This window comes from Clostridium sp. UBA4395 (genome assembly GCF_002390995.1).
GTDB classification, from domain to species: domain Bacteria; phylum Bacillota; class Clostridia; order Clostridiales; family Clostridiaceae; genus Clostridium_J; species Clostridium_J sulfidigenes.
The window spans coordinates 127,422-144,051 of record NZ_DGRF01000016.1 but is presented as its reverse complement, the minus strand read 5'-3'; the positions used below and the strand labels follow the sequence as shown (position 1 = coordinate 144,051).

General features: G+C 34.0%; 20 protein-coding genes. All 20 read right to left on the bottom strand.

What is annotated here, in order from left to right:
- Nucleotides 1–299 precede the first annotated feature (299 nt).
- A complete protein-coding gene (gene eutM, locus B2694_RS01595; protein ID WP_003358305.1) occupies nt 300–590 on the bottom strand; it encodes an ethanolamine utilization microcompartment protein EutM in 291 nt (96 codons plus the stop codon).
- A 71-nt stretch (nt 591–661) separates the two neighbouring features.
- Nucleotides 662–1,312 (bottom strand): phosphate propanoyltransferase, encoded by a 651-nt coding sequence (locus B2694_RS01590; protein WP_346884271.1) that lies wholly within the window; start codon nt 1,310–1,312, stop codon nt 662–664.
- Complete coding sequence (locus B2694_RS01585; protein ID WP_346884270.1) at nt 1,312–2,910, bottom strand: acetaldehyde dehydrogenase (acetylating); 1,599 nt, start codon at nt 2,908–2,910, stop codon at nt 1,312–1,314. The genes B2694_RS01590 and B2694_RS01585 overlap by 1 nt, the downstream gene beginning before the upstream one ends.
- 34 nt (nt 2,911–2,944) lie before the next feature.
- Nucleotides 2,945–3,595: a BMC domain-containing protein gene (locus B2694_RS01580; protein WP_346884269.1), complete on the bottom strand. Its 651-nt coding sequence runs from the start codon at nt 3,593–3,595 to the stop codon at nt 2,945–2,947.
- Between the two features lie 17 nt (nt 3,596–3,612).
- Nucleotides 3,613–4,275 (bottom strand): cupin domain-containing protein, encoded by a 663-nt coding sequence (locus B2694_RS01575; RefSeq protein ID WP_346884268.1) that lies wholly within the window; start codon nt 4,273–4,275, stop codon nt 3,613–3,615.
- 78 nt (nt 4,276–4,353) lie between these two features.
- Nucleotides 4,354–4,617, bottom strand: a complete 264-nt coding sequence (locus B2694_RS01570) for a EutN/CcmL family microcompartment protein (protein WP_035134869.1) — start codon at nt 4,615–4,617, stop codon at nt 4,354–4,356.
- A complete protein-coding gene (locus B2694_RS01565; protein ID WP_035134867.1) occupies nt 4,614–4,916 on the bottom strand; it encodes a BMC domain-containing protein in 303 nt (100 codons plus the stop codon). Before B2694_RS01565 ends, B2694_RS01570 begins: the two co-directional genes overlap by 4 nt.
- Before the next feature lie 18 nt (nt 4,917–4,934).
- A complete protein-coding gene (gene eutJ / locus B2694_RS01560) occupies nt 4,935–5,780 on the bottom strand; it encodes an ethanolamine utilization protein EutJ (protein ID WP_346884267.1) in 846 nt (281 codons plus the stop codon).
- A complete protein-coding gene (locus B2694_RS01555; RefSeq protein WP_346884266.1) occupies nt 5,762–6,442 on the bottom strand; it encodes a cobalamin adenosyltransferase in 681 nt (226 codons plus the stop codon). The genes eutJ and B2694_RS01555 overlap by 19 nt, the downstream gene beginning before the upstream one ends.
- 139 nt (nt 6,443–6,581) lie before the next feature.
- Nucleotides 6,582–7,028 (bottom strand): EutP/PduV family microcompartment system protein, encoded by a 447-nt coding sequence (locus B2694_RS01550; RefSeq protein WP_346884265.1) that lies wholly within the window; start codon nt 7,026–7,028, stop codon nt 6,582–6,584.
- Nucleotides 7,025–7,378 (bottom strand): BMC domain-containing protein, encoded by a 354-nt coding sequence (locus tag B2694_RS01545; RefSeq protein ID WP_035134859.1) that lies wholly within the window; start codon nt 7,376–7,378, stop codon nt 7,025–7,027. The genes B2694_RS01550 and B2694_RS01545 overlap by 4 nt, the downstream gene beginning before the upstream one ends.
- Nucleotides 7,379–7,417: 39 nt before the next feature.
- Nucleotides 7,418–8,371: a choline TMA-lyase-activating enzyme gene (gene cutD, locus B2694_RS01540; protein ID WP_346884264.1), complete on the bottom strand. Its 954-nt coding sequence runs from the start codon at nt 8,369–8,371 to the stop codon at nt 7,418–7,420.
- Between the two features lie 108 nt (nt 8,372–8,479).
- Nucleotides 8,480–11,020, bottom strand: coding sequence for a choline trimethylamine-lyase (cutC, locus tag B2694_RS01535; protein ID WP_346884263.1), 2,541 nt, complete (start codon nt 11,018–11,020; stop codon nt 8,480–8,482).
- 49 nt (nt 11,021–11,069) lie between these two features.
- On the bottom strand, nt 11,070–12,563 hold the full coding sequence (locus tag B2694_RS01530) for an aldehyde dehydrogenase family protein (protein ID WP_346884262.1): 1,494 nt from the start codon (nt 12,561–12,563) through the stop codon (nt 11,070–11,072).
- Between the two features lie 40 nt (nt 12,564–12,603).
- Complete coding sequence (locus B2694_RS01525; RefSeq protein ID WP_035134854.1) at nt 12,604–12,912, bottom strand: BMC domain-containing protein; 309 nt, start codon at nt 12,910–12,912, stop codon at nt 12,604–12,606.
- 25 nt (nt 12,913–12,937) lie between these two features.
- Nucleotides 12,938–13,234 carry a BMC domain-containing protein gene (locus tag B2694_RS01520; protein ID WP_346870054.1) on the bottom strand — a complete coding sequence of 99 codons (297 nt, stop codon included), beginning with the start codon at nt 13,232–13,234 and terminating at the stop codon, nt 12,938–12,940.
- Nucleotides 13,235–13,528: 294 nt separating this feature from the next.
- Nucleotides 13,529–13,795 carry a hypothetical protein gene (locus tag B2694_RS01515; RefSeq protein WP_150843637.1) on the bottom strand — a complete coding sequence of 89 codons (267 nt, stop codon included), beginning with the start codon at nt 13,793–13,795 and terminating at the stop codon, nt 13,529–13,531.
- Nucleotides 13,782–14,894 carry a hypothetical protein gene (locus tag B2694_RS01510; RefSeq protein WP_346884261.1) on the bottom strand — a complete coding sequence of 371 codons (1,113 nt, stop codon included), beginning with the start codon at nt 14,892–14,894 and terminating at the stop codon, nt 13,782–13,784. The genes B2694_RS01515 and B2694_RS01510 overlap by 14 nt, the downstream gene beginning before the upstream one ends.
- A gap of 120 nt (nt 14,895–15,014) precedes the next feature.
- A complete protein-coding gene (locus B2694_RS01505) occupies nt 15,015–15,281 on the bottom strand; it encodes a hypothetical protein (protein WP_035134846.1) in 267 nt (88 codons plus the stop codon).
- 4 nt (nt 15,282–15,285) lie between these two features.
- Nucleotides 15,286–16,377 (bottom strand): hypothetical protein, encoded by a 1,092-nt coding sequence (locus B2694_RS01500; RefSeq protein ID WP_346884260.1) that lies wholly within the window; start codon nt 16,375–16,377, stop codon nt 15,286–15,288.
- Nucleotides 16,378–16,630 lie beyond the last annotated feature (253 nt).

The window sequence follows — 16,630 nt, the reverse complement described above, 5'->3', positions numbered from 1 at the left end:
AAGTTAGTTTTTCATTCAACGGTTTTAAGCTTAAATTTTATAATTCTCAATTAAACTTTAATATTAAAATAATATTCAAAAATGATAATATTAGAACCATTGTCCATAACTTGATATAATAATATACTAATAAATTTCCATATTTTCTTAATGTACAAATAATTTTAACTCCTGCGTTTCTATTAACCTTTACTCATGATTAATATAAGTAATAAATAGTATATTATTTTTATCAAAAAAGAAAACGCCGCTAAATTACCTTTAGCGACGTTTTTATTTTTTACAATGTAATTAAAATCCTATTTTGCAACTTCTTTAGAAGATGGAAGAATTACTTCAACCTCAGAATGTGGACGTGGGATTACGTGAACTGATACTAATTCTCCAACACGTTGTGCAGCAGCAGCTCCAGCATCTGTAGCAGCTTTAACAGCTCCAACATCTCCTCTAACCATAACAGTTACAAGTCCGCCTCCAACATATTCTTTACCTATTAAATATACGTTAGCTGCTTTAACCATAGCGTCAGCTGCCTCAATTGATCCTACTAAACCTTTTGTTTCTATCATTCCTAATGCATCGTATTTCATTTTATAATCCTCCTAAATATCTTTTATTTATATTATAATTTTTAATTATAACCACTTATTTTGTTACTTTTTTACTTTACAATTGTTATTTTTGATTTTGAGTTAATGCCCATTGCATTAGCTTCTTCTATATCAAGATGACATTCAAGTTTTGAAGCATCATTAGCTCTAATAGCTACATTACTATATATTCCGCCTCTTAAATCGTCAAATTTTATAGATACTATATCTCCATCACAAACTCCTAAGTTTTTAGCATCTTCAGGTGTCATGTGAATATGTCTTTGAGCAACTACTAAGCCTTCTTCAATTTGAACTGAACCTTTTGGTCCTACTAATGTAATTCCAGGTGTTCTACTTAAATCTCCAGATAGTCTTACATTTGATGCTGCTCCAAGTTTAATGCAATCTCCATTTAATACTTCAACTTGAGTCTTACTTCTTACAGGTCCAAGGATTCTAACTTTCTCGATTGCACCTTTTGGTCCGCAAATTGTTACAAGTTCCTTGCATGCATATTGACCTGGTTGAGATAAGTCTTTAAGTTTTGTAAGACTGTAATCTGCACCAAAAAGACTCTCTAAATCCTTTTGTGAAAGATGTACATGTCTATTGGAAACTCCTACTGGAATCTCAGATGAATTTCCCTGACATGCAGTTTTTTGTCCATCGTTTTTCACAGCTTCTAGTAAAAGCTTTAATACTGCTTCACAATTATCCATTAGTTTGCCCCTTTCATAGCGGCAACTATTTGGTTAACTAAGTCTAAAATCTCTTCATTTTTTGTGCTATCAGTATTGCATTCAGTGCAAGTATTAGTATTGTTAACGCAAGCGTTATCTTTATTTAAAGCCGCTGCAGCTGCTGCAATTTGAGCTGGACTCATATTCATAAGTTGATTTTGTACGCTGTGACAATTCTCAGCAGTTTTTATACAGTTGAAAGTTGGGTCATTAGATGCTAATGTTGCGCAATCTTTTAAACCATAAGCAACTCTCTTAATGTTTATAAGGTGCTCAGGAGTAACATTTTCAGATACTGAGCTTCCTCCCCATGTACCACAACCTAAAGTGAATGAAGGATTAAGACCTGTGCTTGCACCTGTTCCACCTTGTGTTCCACCAGTGTTAACAAGGATACGAGAAGCTGGCTTTTTAGCAAACTTCATAACTATATCTTTATTTTCAGTATGGATACTCATTGTGTGACCAATTCCATTTTGAAGTAATTCAATACTTAAATCACATGCTTGGTAACAATCTTTTACTGTATAGAATCCAAGAACTGTTGTAAGTTTTTCAAATGATAATGGATTACCTTCACCTACTCCATTTTGTCTTCCTATAAGTACTTTAGTTCCTTGAGGAATTTCAATTCCTGCAGCACTTGCAATAACTTGTGGACTTCTTCCTACAAATTTAGCATTCATTGCATGTCCATTTTTGAATAATAATTTACAAACTTTATCAGTTTCTTCTTTAGTCATGAAGTATCCACCATGCTTTTTGAACTCTTGAATAACTGCAGCTTCATTACATTCTTCACAGATTATTGATTGTTCTGATGCACAGATTGTACCATTATCAAAAGTTTTACTTGCCATAATATTTCTAACAGCTTGTTCTATGTTGGCAGTTTTTTCTATGTATGCTGGAGAGTTTCCTGCACCAACACCTAGAGCTGGTTTTCCTGCACTGTAAGCAGCTTTAACCATTCCTGGACCACCTGTAGCTATTATTATAGCAACTTCTTTGCTTTTCATTAACTCATTTGTAGCTCCAATTGAAGGTGAAGTTACACATGTTATAACATTCTCTGGTGCACCAGCTTCAACAGCTGCATCGTGCATTAATTGAGCTGCTTCAATTGTACATTTTGCAGCAGATGGGTGTGGTGAGAATACTATAGCATTACGAGATTTAATTGAAATCATAGCTTTAAAAATAGCAGTAGAAGTTGGGTTTGTTGAAGGTACTATACCCATAACTAAACCAACCGGCTCAGCAATCTCTATTAGCTTGTTTACCTCATCTTCTCTAATTATATCGATAGTTTTCATATCTTTAATTGATTCATATAGTATAGTAGCTGCTAAATGGTTTTTAAAAGTTTTATCTTCAACTTTACCAAAACCAGTTTCTTCAACTGCCATTTGTGCTAAACAAACTGCATTTTCTTCTGCAACTCTAACCATGTTACGTAAAATTTTGTCGATTTGCTCTTCAGTATAATCAGCAATTTTATTAGCTGCTACCTTTCCAAGTCTAGCAAGATCTCTCGCTTCTTGTATTGAACGTAAATCTTTATCAAAGTTCTCCATTGGTCATTACTTCCTTTCGTAAACCTTACAATATCTAATTTTTCTCGTAATACAACTTGAATTTAGCAAGTAATTGATTTTTACCTGCTTTTGAAATTACTCTACCTGTAATTCCAAAATCTTTATATTCACGAGCTAGATTTCTAAGCTTAACTACCTTTAGCTTAGATAATATTAAAACGGTTTTTTCAATACCATTTTTAATAACTAAATTATCTACATCATCTTTATGTAGATTCTCTAAACTCCCTTTATGAAGTTTATCTAAATCATTGTCTAAAGCATCACTATTTTGAATTTCTTCTACAACTTCTAAGTCTTCTGCATCTTGGATCTGCTGAGTCTCTTGAATCTCTTCAGGTTCTTCAACTTTTTCATCAGATACTAAAGCCTCTTGAGTTTCCACTGAAGATTTAGATCCAATTATGCTTTCCAACTCCTCATGAGGACGTGGAATTACATGTTCTGATACTAAAGCTTCTTCATTAAGATTTTTAACAGCTGCTACTCCAGCTTCTATAGCTGCTTTTACTGCACCTACATCACCTGTAACTGCAATTGTAACAAGACCGCCACCTACATAGGTCTTTTCAATAATACTTACATCTGCGGATTTCACCATTGTGTCAGCTGCCTCAATAGATGCAAGTAATCCTTTTGTTTCTATTAAACCAAGTGCTTGCATAGGTCAATCCCCCTAATTTATAAAAGATCTGCCCAGTTAGCTGGATATGTTGTGTAGAATACCCTTGCTTTATCTGGAGAACCCCAAACTACTTTAGAACCAGATGGAACAAATAGCACATCTCCAGCATGAGCTGTATATGTTTTTCCATTGATTTCAACTGTTAAAGTTCCCTCGATAACATAGTCAATCTCTTCATAAGTTAATTCCCAATCAAATTTTGAATTTTCAATAACTAAAAATCCAGCACTCATTTTTGATTCTTCTTTGCTTACTAACTCTTGAAAATAAGCTTTTGCATTTGGATTTCCAGTGTCGAATACGTCCATTTTTACTGTTTTTCCTCTAACAACTTTAAGTCCATTAGGATCACTTTCAGCTTCAAATAGAAGATTCTTTGGTTTTAAGCATTCAAGCATTTCTTGTAAAAGACCCTTGTCCATCATTGCTCTGAAGAAATTAAGCATCATTTCACTATCCATACCTTCTATGCTTGGGACCTTTTTAGCTTCTAAAGTCTCTACCTTAGGTGCAGGAGCTTCTGTAGTAAATAGTATTTCATTGTTCTTTGCAAGATCCTTAGCTGATGGTGTAACTATTTCACTACCATCTATATAAAATACTTTTTCACCCTTTAATATTAATTGTTCAATATCTTTTGCACAGATTAATTTTTTCATATTTTCACTTCCTTTCAAATAATATTGGTATCTATAAAAAACCTAAAATCCTATGATTATTTTTAAGAAAGATTGTGTTTAACCAAAGTTACAATCATTATCAACTATTCCAACAACAACTGCATCTACAGGTATATTATCATCGCCTAACATTCTACGAGCAGATGATCCAGTACTAACGATAACTCTATCACCAATACCTGCACTGATATTATCAACAACAATAAATCTACGTCCTTCATCTACTCCACCAATTTCCTCAGCAAGCATAAACTTAAGTCCGTTAAGTGATTCAGCTTTTCTAGTTGCCCATACATTATCAATAAGTCTTGCTACTATCATATTGTTTTTCCTTCTTTCATTTTCAGTTTAATCTCATTTATTGCAGATTCAACTGATGATGTGTCGCCAAAAATTCCAATTAAAACCATATGTTGGGGACATGTGCCCTTTATATCTTCAACAGTGACACCAGCACTTTTCTCAGCAATATCTGTAGCATATATCATATCGATAAGTTTGCCTTGAACAAGTCCTATTGCATCAACACCGTCTAATTTGGTTTTACAATTTCCACCAATTCGTCTTATAAGAATATCTTTAGTGCTCTGGGAAGGTGATTTTATAATTCTAAAATCCACTTTTAAACACTCTCCTTATTATTCCATAATATCTTGTGTACAACTTAATGCTATTCCAAGTGGTGTAACAAACATAGGATTCTTAGGTTTGTGAGTATAAACTCCAGTCTGTTTCTGAATAATCTCTTCAATTCCAGTCAAACAACAAGTACCACCAACTAAAGAAATTTCATTCACATCATGATTCTTGATATGCTGGTTAATAATTGATGACACCTTTTCAACTACTGGCTTTAACACAGGTAAAATTTCCTTGTGGTTTTCATTATCTCTTTTAAACTTATCTGCCTCTTTAAAGGGCATTCCATAAGCACCAGAAATAACTAATGAGAAATGAGTACCTCCTGTTGGTTCATCAACAACATAAACAACCTTTCCATCTTTTAAAATTGATATTCCAGTTGTACCACCACCGATATCAACAACTGCACCATTTTCAATTTTAAGTACAGCATTGGCAGCAGTAGGTTCATCTAACAGATTTGTCAATTCAAATCCTGCTGACTGAACTACGTTTTTAATTGCTCCAGAATCTAAAGCATCCGTTCCAGGTGGAATTGCAGCAGCTGCATAAAGAAGCTCTGTATTCAATTTTTCCTCAATTTCCTGCTTAAGTTCTCTAACAATTCTTATGGCACCAATATAGTCTACAACCATACCATCACGAACCACATCTGCATACCTATATGCACCAGCCACTGGCTTATAGTTTTCATCTAAAACAGCCAATACTACACAAGCAGTACCTAAGTCCACACCTGTATAATAAACAGAAGATCCATTAAGGATTGGCTTTTCTATAACCTCTTCAAAATCTTGAACCATCTTATCACAATATTCAAAAGTTAAGTTTTTCTTTGACATTCTTTTCCTCCTACTGCTGAACAAATCAATTGAGACAGCGAATTAATTATTGAATTAGTGTTCTCCATAATTCTATTTTTTAAACCGTCATCATCATTTTTGTAGGTATCAATTATATCAAATTGTAATTCTCGCATATCACAACGTAGTGCGTTCATTTTTAAAATTGCATTGCTTTTTTCAAGCTGCATATGAAATTCTGTTATTTCAAAACAATCATCAAGGTCAGTCATGAAATTTAATGGATTAATTCCAGTGCATTCTTTGCAGCAAATAGGCTCAAGAACACCTTTTCCTTCCACAACATTTCTGATGTTTGATATTTTTCTACCTAAATTCATAACATTTTGTGCTAAAATGATATCTTCTCTTAATATTTCACTACTAGTAACAAGAAATACTGCCTCCATAGATTTCAACTTACAACAAAGTTTCTTCAAATATAAATTAGTGTTTCTCTCTGGTTTTACTGCTTCAGTCTTATTTTCTTGAGAAACATTTTTATCTTTTTTAGAATCATTATTATTCATTGTTATTCTCTTATCAGACAAATATTGAGCTGCTCCAGGTGTAAGGCGCTGTCCTTGCTGTAACTTGTAGGTATTAAAAGGTTCTTTTCGATATAAATCTCTCAAATACTCTTCGGTAATAAATTTCATCATTGACCTTTACTCCTCACCTTTTTCAAATAAACAGAGTTCTTAGTTTCAGGTGGAGTTTTTTCGCTCCACCTGAAGCTTAGAAATCGTTATCCAGGGACGTAGCCGCCCTTATCTCCCACTTTGATAGAAACTGGGAGTATTAGAGCGGGTAGTCATCGGATAAATACTTTTTCAAAGCATCAATTCCTGTTCCCATTGGAAAACTAATATTAAAATATGGCTTTGATACTCCTATGTTCTTCAACTGTCGTAAACATTTTTCTTCATTTTCAGGTATCAAGTCACATTTTGTAATAACTCCAATCACCGGGCATCTAAAAGACTTTGCAAATCCATGGGAGTATATTTCATTGCAATTAGACTGATCAACCAATATAAGCACATGAGATGCATCTTGAGCTGCTGCTATTATATGCTTGTACATCCATGAATTTTCTAAATAAGCACTTGGAACATCAATAGTGTTTTTACCATAAATTAAATCTGGTGTTCGTTTTAGCGGACCATCATAATTATTTAGAGTATTAACTAATGTGGTTTTACCACATCTTGAAGGTCCAATTACCATTATGCGCTTTTTTCTCATGTCCTTGTAATGGGTGCCGGAGTAAATCCAAGCATATCTCTTAACGTATCGTTTACTGCTCCAAGTGCTGTTTCCACACTTTGAACATCGCCATTTATTACAACAGAACCTGTAAAACGATCAAGAAACCCAATTTCAACATTAGAAGACTTTGTAGCAATATCTGCTGCTATTATTGCAGTTTCATATGGAGAAAGAGTTAAAATCCCTATAGCTCCTTTTTCATCGATTCCAAGACGTTCATATATATCAGACATAGGTGACGCAATGATATGTGCTATTGTAATCTGCTTTCCTGGCACTGACTCTTGTATAACACGCTGTATGTTTCTATCAAGAAAATCTCCCATAAACCTTACCTTCCATCTTATTATCTATTTGAAAATTATTTAATGACGGATTACTTTTACATGTAAATCGTACTTTTTAATCCATCCTTCTATTCTATCTAAATCTTCATTCTTTAAACTTGGATCATCCTTTATAGGATATTCCATTCCTAATTGATTGTATTTATTTACCCCCATTTTATGATATGGAAGTAAGTCAATCCCTTTAAAATTTTTATAATCTTTGTATGGTGTTAAAAACTCCATAGTCTTTTCAATCTCATCTTGAGAATCATTTATACCTTTAAGTAAAGGCATACGAATCTTAACATTATATTTGCGGCGAAGTAGTTCTTGCAGATTTTCTAAAATCTGTTCATTCCTCACACCTGTTAACTGAAAGTGTCTATCAGAATTAATATGTTTAACATCAAATAGGAATAAATCTGTAAACTCCGCAACCTTAAGTACTGATTCAAGTTTTGCATAACCACAAGTTTCAATTGCAGTATTTATCCCTGATTGCTTACATGCCATTAACAGGCTGCAAGCTGCTTCAGGCTGCATTAAAACTTCACCACCGCCTAATGTAACACCACCACCAGAAACTTCATAAAAAGTTCTATCTTCCTCTACAATCTCCAACAGTTCAGAAATAGTTTTTAATTCTCCAACTATTGTTAAAGCAGATTTAAGACAAGCTTCTTTGCACTTACCACATCCGATACAATCAATATCACGATTAACTTCATGCTTTAAAGTTTCATTAGATATGGTATGTATTCCAACAGGACAAACAGAAACGCAAGCCCCACAATTAACACATGAATTACTTTTAAACATAACTCTATGCTTTTTAACTAGGCCTTCAGGATTTGCACACCATTTACAACGAAGAGGACAACCTTGAAAGAATATTAAAGTTCTTACTCCATCTCCATCATACATGTTATATTTCTGTATATTAAAAATCGTCGCTTTTCGTTCGATTATACCTAAGTTTTCATTACTCATATTTTTCATTCTCCAGTTTCATTACCTTGATTTTTAATATATATCTTATTTATAATCTGTAATCTACAGAACACTGCTGCAGATTACAGATTTTATACAATTCTTTAATTAAAAGTGTGTAAGCACAGTTCTGCTGATAATTTCATCTTGAACGTCTTTGCATAACTCAACAAAGAATGCACTGTATCCAGCAACACGAACAATTAAATCACGGTATTGCTCTGGGTGTTTTTGTGCTTCAAGTAATGTTTTGTTATCTAAATAGTTGAACTGCATTTCTCCAAGCTGAAGGGCACATGCACTACGTAGTAATGTAATGATTCCATTTTCACCTTCAGGTGTATCAAGAAGACCAGCTACTAACTTGAAGTTATGAACCATACCTATATTCATATCCTCGCAAGACATTTTAGAAACAGATTTAATTATAGCAGTTGGTCCTTTAAAGTCAGCTCCTTGAGTTGGACTTATACCATCTGATAAAGGCATCCATGCTCTACGTCCATTTGCTGTAGCTCCTGTAAGTTGTCCAAATGGAGTGTTGTTTGAGATTGATAAAGTACCATGGCTAAGAACTGAATATAATGTCTTATACTTACGATGTTCTTGCTCAGTAAAGTTAATTAAATCAGCGGCAATTAAATCTGCATAATCATCATCGTTACCATACTTAGGTGCTTCTAAACAATCCTTTTTAAGTTGTTCATATCCAACGAAATCCGCTTTTAAAGCTTCATTCATTTCTTGTAGCGTATATTTTTTATCTTCAAATACTAATTTCTTTATAGCTGCCATAGAGTCTGCATAAGTAGCAAGACCACTCCATACTACTCCTGGTCCGAAGTTATACATAGCTCCGCCTGCTTCTACTCCTCTACCATTTTCCATACATCCTTCATACATCATAGACATAAGTGGTTTTGGTGCAAGGTCTCTGTGAACACGTTGAGAAATTACTGTAGCAACACTTGTCCATTTAGTAATGAATTTAATTTGCTCTTTAACAGCTGCTTCAAATTGCTCGTAAGTTTTGAAGTTGCTTAGATCTCCCATATCTGGGCATACTTGCTTACCATACCATAGTGGTACACCATGGTTAAGAGTAAGTTCTATACATATAGGCCATTGAGTATATCCTGTAGAAGTCCATTGATATAATCTTCCTGACTTCTGTGGCTCAACACATCCCATTAAGCAGTAATCTCTTGCATCTTCTATAGAAACTCCCTTAGCTAACATCATTTTTATATGAACGTCATCAAAGTGACATGCTGGGAATCCCATACCTGCACGGATAACATCAACTATCTTTTTAAGATATTTTTGAGGTGATGCTTTGTGTATACGACAAGCTAATGTTGGTTGATATATCTTAACATGACGAACTGCATCCATTAGAAGGTATGTTAATTCATTTGTAGCATCTCTTCCTTCTCTAGTAACTCCACCTAAACACATGTTAACAAATGGTTGGTAACCTGCGAAGAATTTAGAAGCTCCTTCACTTGTAAGCCACATCATCTCAGACATTTTTATAAGCATACAACCAGATAACTCAAATGCTTCAAAATCAGTCATACGACCAGCTTCAATATCCGCTTTGTAGAATGGGTACATATATTGGTCAACACGTCCTATGGACATACCTGTTTGGTTTTCTTCAACTACAAGTAATGATTCTATAGTCCAAACTGATTGAATTGCTTCCCAGTAAGTGCTTGGCTTATGAGCTGGAACTCTAGCATTTACTTCTGAAATTTTTAATAACTCAGCTTTACGAGTAGGATTAGTTTCTTTTGCAGCTAATTCTGCAGCATAATCTGACATACGTTTAGCATATATCATAACACCCTCTGCAGTATCGATTAGAGATTTATAGAAGTATATTTTCTCCATATCTTCTGGTCTTTCATAGCTAAGGTCAGCTAATTTCTCATTACATTCCTTTACTATGTCAAGCATACCTTTTTTCATTAAGATAACGTCATATCCTGGGTTAGAGTCTCCTCCTCCGTTTAATGCATGGTATGAACAATCTGATACGAAAGATTCTCCAGAAAGTTCCCATACTCCAGCTTCTCTGTATTGACTCTCACAGTATTCATCAATTGATTTACCTTCCCAGAATGGGAATAATTCTTCACGCATGATCTTCTTATCTTCTTCTGATACGTAGAATGGGTCTTGAGCACGAGTTCCTATTGTATCAAGTTCGTCTCTCATCCATCTCCAAGATATATCAGGAGAGAAAGATCCAGCACGTGGTTGTCCATTTGGTGCACCAACGATAAGCTCATTATCTTGAATTACTAATGGTGCAGTTTCACAGCAACGCTTGAAAGACTTACCACGTAAAATTGCCTTAGGTATACCAGGGTTTTCTCTTGCAATTTGAGTAATAACTCTTGCTTTGTGAGTAGTGATTGTTGGTACATGAGTTAAGTATTTTTCCTTTAACTTAACTAAACGTTCTGTTATTCCATCTGGAATTTGACCATTATTGTCACACACAACACAGCTAGTAGTTGGTTCTTCCTTTGTTATTTCTTTGGAAACACTAGAAAACATCTTCATTAAACTAGCACGTTCTTCATCAGACATATTTTGAGTTGCTTCCATAAATTTATTTGAAAATTCACGAATATCCAATTTATTCCCTCACATTCTTTAATATATTTCATACATTTAGTATGATCTATTATTTTAAGTCATTTAAAACTTTTTTCAAAATATTCTCTAATAGCTTAACACTATCAATTTCATTTGCATTTAATTTATCTTTTAAAACTTCATAGTTAGAATCCTCTTTATTGTCCATCATGCCAACAATTTCATCTGCCTTACGAACCCCATATCCAACTTTACGTACATATATTAAGTTCATAGGTGAAACATTATCTGAAGTCATTCCATGCCCTGCAGATCCACTGCCTAGAGTCATTGATGGAAACAAGTTTGTGGTTGCTCCCATACTTCCAAAAGTTCCTGGAGTGTTAACAAGTACTCTTCCAACAGGTTTTTTTAATGCAAATTGACGAATAACCTCTTCATCCTTTGAATGTATAATAAGTGTATGTCCATGTCTCTCACTAAGTAATAATTCTATACACTTTTCACAAGCATGCATCCAGTCATCTTCTATATAAAAAGCTAAAACAGGACAAAGCTTTTCTCTTGAATAAAGATTTTTTTGAGATACAAATTTTTGCTGAGAAATAAGAACTCTTATATTTTCAGGAACACTGAATCCAGCCTTTTTCGCTAAAAATTGTGGTGATCTTCCGATCATATCCATGTCAGAACTTCCATCTTTGTAATATAAGATTGATGCCAATTTTTCAGCTTCTTCTTCTGTCATAAAGTATCCACCATTTTTAATAAGTTCTTGTTTTACTTCAGCTACTATACAGCTATCCACAACAATTGATTGCTCAGCAGCAGATACAACTCCATAATCGAAGCTCTTACTGTCAATAATATCTTTAGCAGCTTGCTCAATATCAGCAGTACGTTCTATAAATGCTGGACCATTTCCATTGCCACCATAAATTACTGGTTTGCCGGATTTATAAGCTGCATCAAGCATTTCTGGAACTCCTGTATTCATTATAAGTGATGTATCTTTATGATTCATAAGTTCTAATGAACCACTTGACGTCACTGTATGCAAATATGCAAGTGCACCTTCTGGAAGTCCTACCCCTTCTGCAGCTCTAATTAAAATATCAATTGTTTTAGAAATTGTATTTTTAGCTCTTGGATGAGGTGAAAATATAATTGCGTTTCCTGACTTAATTGCAATTAACGCCTTATATATGGTTGTAGAAACAGGACTCATTGATGGAGAAAAGGCTATAATAACCCCCATTGGTACTCCTATATCCTTTGTCTTATTCATTTTATCTTCACTAATGATACCTACACAATTCATACCTTTAAGTCTGTTTTTCAGATACTTACATACAAAGTGATTTTTAATATGTTTATCTTCCCACTTTCCATATTCAGTTTCCTCATTAGACATTTTTGCAAGTTCTTTTAAATGTTTTTCAATCTCTTCGGTCATACGTTCAACTATCTCATCAAGTTTTTCTTGTGGGAAAGCTGCTAATTTTCTTTGTGCCTCACGAGCATTTTCAACAAGAATTCTCGCTTCCTGCATGGAGAGTAAATCATTATCAATAATATTCATTTTTCTCTCTCCTTTTCCTTATAAAAAGTTTTTCTATTTATTATTCTGTTACAAGATTTGTAATTGCATAACGTTTTATTATTTTTTCTAGATCTTGGTGTGGTCTTGGAATAACTATTGAACTATAAAGGCTTCCACCTTCCATTCCTTCAACTGCTGCAACACCAGCATCTACTGCTGTTTTGCAAGCACCAACATCACCACGAACTAAAACAGATATATAACCTGACGCAACGTTTTCATATCCTATTAGTTCTACATCTGCTGCTTTGCACATAGCGTCTGCTGCTTCTAAAGCAAAAACCAGACCAAAAGTTTCGATTAATCCTAAAGCTTCATATCTTGACATATGTAAATCATTTCCTTTCTATGCTTTATGCGTCGATATCGTGTACTGAAACGATATCTCCAACTTCTCTAATTGGACGTGGCATAACATTGTGTGCTGTTAATTTACCAATTGCTGCTGCTGCTTCAGCACCTGCTTCTACAGCAGATCTTACTGCACCAACATCACCTTTTACCATAATAGTTACAAGTGTTGAACCAATATTTTCATATGAAATTAATTCAACATTAGCTGCCTTAAGCATTTTGTCTGCAGCCTCAAGTGCAGGAACCAATCCTATTGTTTCTACAAGGCCTAAAGCCTCATCTCCATAATATCTCATTACTAATTCCTCCTTCCTATTTTTAGCTCAATATACTTTAGCTTAACTACATAACTTCTATATATTATATCTATTTTTGCATGCATCTTTTGTTTGTTATTATATATTGATTATATCCCTTACCCTTTGGGGGAAAGTCAATATATTTCTTGCATTAAAATTCTTAAATATTTTTACAAGAAATTATGCTGTTAAGAGTAAAGTCTTTTCTTAATGTTTAATAAGAATAACTATTTTACTAAATACATAAGAGATTTTTCCTTATAAGCATTACCCTATGGGTAATGTTAAAAATTAATCTCTTATGTATTTGTTAATTGTTGCTGCACCATCTTCATGGGCATGATAATAAACCTTTAATTGGTTGTTTTTATCTAATTCAAATCTTGTTTCCTCAATAAGACCATTTGCTTCTGCTGTCATTAACGCAGTAATTACAGCGTTCTTTTTTAAAGCTTTAAAACTTCCATATTGTCCCTTTAACGCTTCTATAACGTCATCTGCGCAAGCTTCTTCTACTTTAGTGAAATATTTTAATATTGCATAATTAAGCGGCTTCATCTATTTTATCCCCCTCTTTTTTTCCTCTTAATAAATCAAGTGGATTCATAGATATTGTAAGGATACCAAACATCATTATTACAGCTCCAATCCAAGCAACTGAAGGTAATGACCATCCATCCATTCCACCATATACTCCTAATAACAATAAGCAGAATAATGGTCCAAAGAATGAATATGTACCGTTACATGCAGTTCCAAGCCCTGCTCCACACATACTGTTTCCAGCATACCATGTCATAAATGTGATAAATGATAAAAGACCACTTAATGCAAACCAAATCATTGCAGGACCACTTGTAAATGCTTGTATAGCAAGGTCAACAGAAATGTTCATTCCACCAGCCATAACTCCAAAAACAGGAACTAGGATGAATAAATTTGCTATACCTGATGTAACTTGACGAATACAAATACCAATTTCAGGATCGATCATTGATGTACCATATCCAGCTACACAACCTTCAAATCCCCATGCAAGAGCTGCAATAATAGCTATTAAAATACCGATTAAAGTATTCGCTGAAGCTCCACCACTAAAGCCTGTACTACCAATTAAAAAACTAGCAAATACACATACCGCAATACCTAAAGCCATACGTTTATTTAATTCCTGCTTATATAAAATTTTTCCTAATATAGCAGCAATAGCAGGGCAAAGAGCTGATATTGGAACAACTATTGGTCCAGCCATTTGAAGAGCTATAACATAAGCAGTACCAGCTATAGGTCCTCCAATAAGAGCTGCTAATATCATAATTCGTCCCGGAGTAGTGTTAATACATCTTACAAAGTCTTTAAATTTACCTTTTACTAATGCAAATGAAATAGCCCAAACTGCACTACATGTATCATTTATTGCATTACCAAGTGCAGCAAGTAAGTATGCTATAACAAATGCTGATAAACCTGCTGAATTAATGCCATACCAGTCACCCCATACTCCTTTTGTCATACCCATAGTCAGGAATGCTGTATATAACCCATAGGTAAGTCCTGAAAATAAAGCTAGAGATATACCCTTTTTGAAGAAATCACTTGATAATTTCTTCTTTGCAGCCATAGCTTGTGGGCTTACTGCTTTTGAAACTTCCTTCATAAAATAAAACTCCTTTCAATTAACCATATCTTTTGTATATTAATAAATAATTATGGCTCATCCCTATGAAACATAAATTATAGCAATGAGCCTTTTAATTAATTAATTCAAAAATTTTTCTTAGTCTTTTATATATTTGTTGATTGTAGCAGCACCATCTTCATGGGCTCTATAATAAACTCTCAACTCACCATTTTTATCTAATTCAAATCTTGTTTCTTCAATGAGACCATTTGCCTCCGCTGTCATTAACGCCGTAATTACAGCTTTCTTTTTCAAAGCTTTAAAGTTGCCATACTCACCTTTTAGAGCATTTATAACATCATCAGCGCAAGCTTCATTAATTTTTGTAAAATATTTTAATATTGCATAATTAAGCGGCTTCATTATCTTATACCTCCTTCTTTTTAAACAAATCCATTGGATTCATAGCTATTACAAGGATACCGAACATCATTAATACCGCAGAAATCCATACGATTGGAGGTAATGCCCATCCGTCCATACCACCTATCACTCCAAGAATTATCCAACAGCAGAATGGACCCCAGAAGGAATATGTACCATTACAAGCCATACCAAGAGCAGCACCACACATACTATTGCCGTTATACCAACTCATGTATGAAACAAAAGCACAAAGACCACTTAGTGCAAACCATATCATTGCAGGACCACTTGTAAATGCTTGACTAACTAAATTAGTTGAAAATTTAATCCCATCTCCAAATATCATTCCAAATAAAGGTACTAATATTATTAAATTTGAAAGCCCAGATGTAGCTTGACGAATTGTAATACCAATCTCTGAGTCAATCATAGATGTACCATATCCAGCTACGCAACCTTCAAATCCCCATCCAAGAGCTGCAATAAATGCAATACAAATTCCAAGGAACATTCCAGCTGGAGCATCTCCACCAATACTAGTACTTCCAATCATAAAGCTAGATACAACACAGATGAATATACCAAGCATCATACGTTTGTCTAGTTTTTGTTTGAATAATATTCTTCCTAAAATAGCACCAATAGCTGGACAAAGAGCTGTAATTGGAATAACAATTGAACCTGCCATTTGTAAAGCCACAACAAAAGCTGTACTTGAAATTGGTCCTCCGATAAGAGCTGCCAATATCATTACAGCACCTGGTTTGGTTTTAAGACATCTGAAGAAATCTCCAAGTTTACCTTTAACAGTTGCATAAATTACTGCCCAAACAGCACTACATGTATCGTTTACGGCACTACCAAGGGCACCAAGCACATATGTAATAGCTACTGCTGATAAACCTGCTGTATTAGCACCATACCAGTCACCCCATACTCCTTTAGTCATTCCCAATGTTAAAAATGCTGAATAAAATCCATACATAAGACCTGAAAAAAGAGCAATTGAAATACCTTTTTTAAGGAAATCAGATGATAATTTGTTTTTTGCAGTAATGGCTTCTAAACTAACCGTTTTCGAACCTTCCTTCATAAAATAAATCCCCTCCACTTATTTGATAATAACTTTTAAATTTATATTACTAAATAAAAATTTACAATGAGTACGTTTTGCGATTGTTATAATTTGGGATATTTCATTTTAAAACTATTGAATAACTTTTCATTTGATATCTTGTGGTTATTTTATTAACAATTAAATTATATGCCTTTCCCTATGGGGTAAAGTCAACATGTATTTGTCATCAAAATTCAAAAAAAATTAACACAACTAACTTAATAAATAA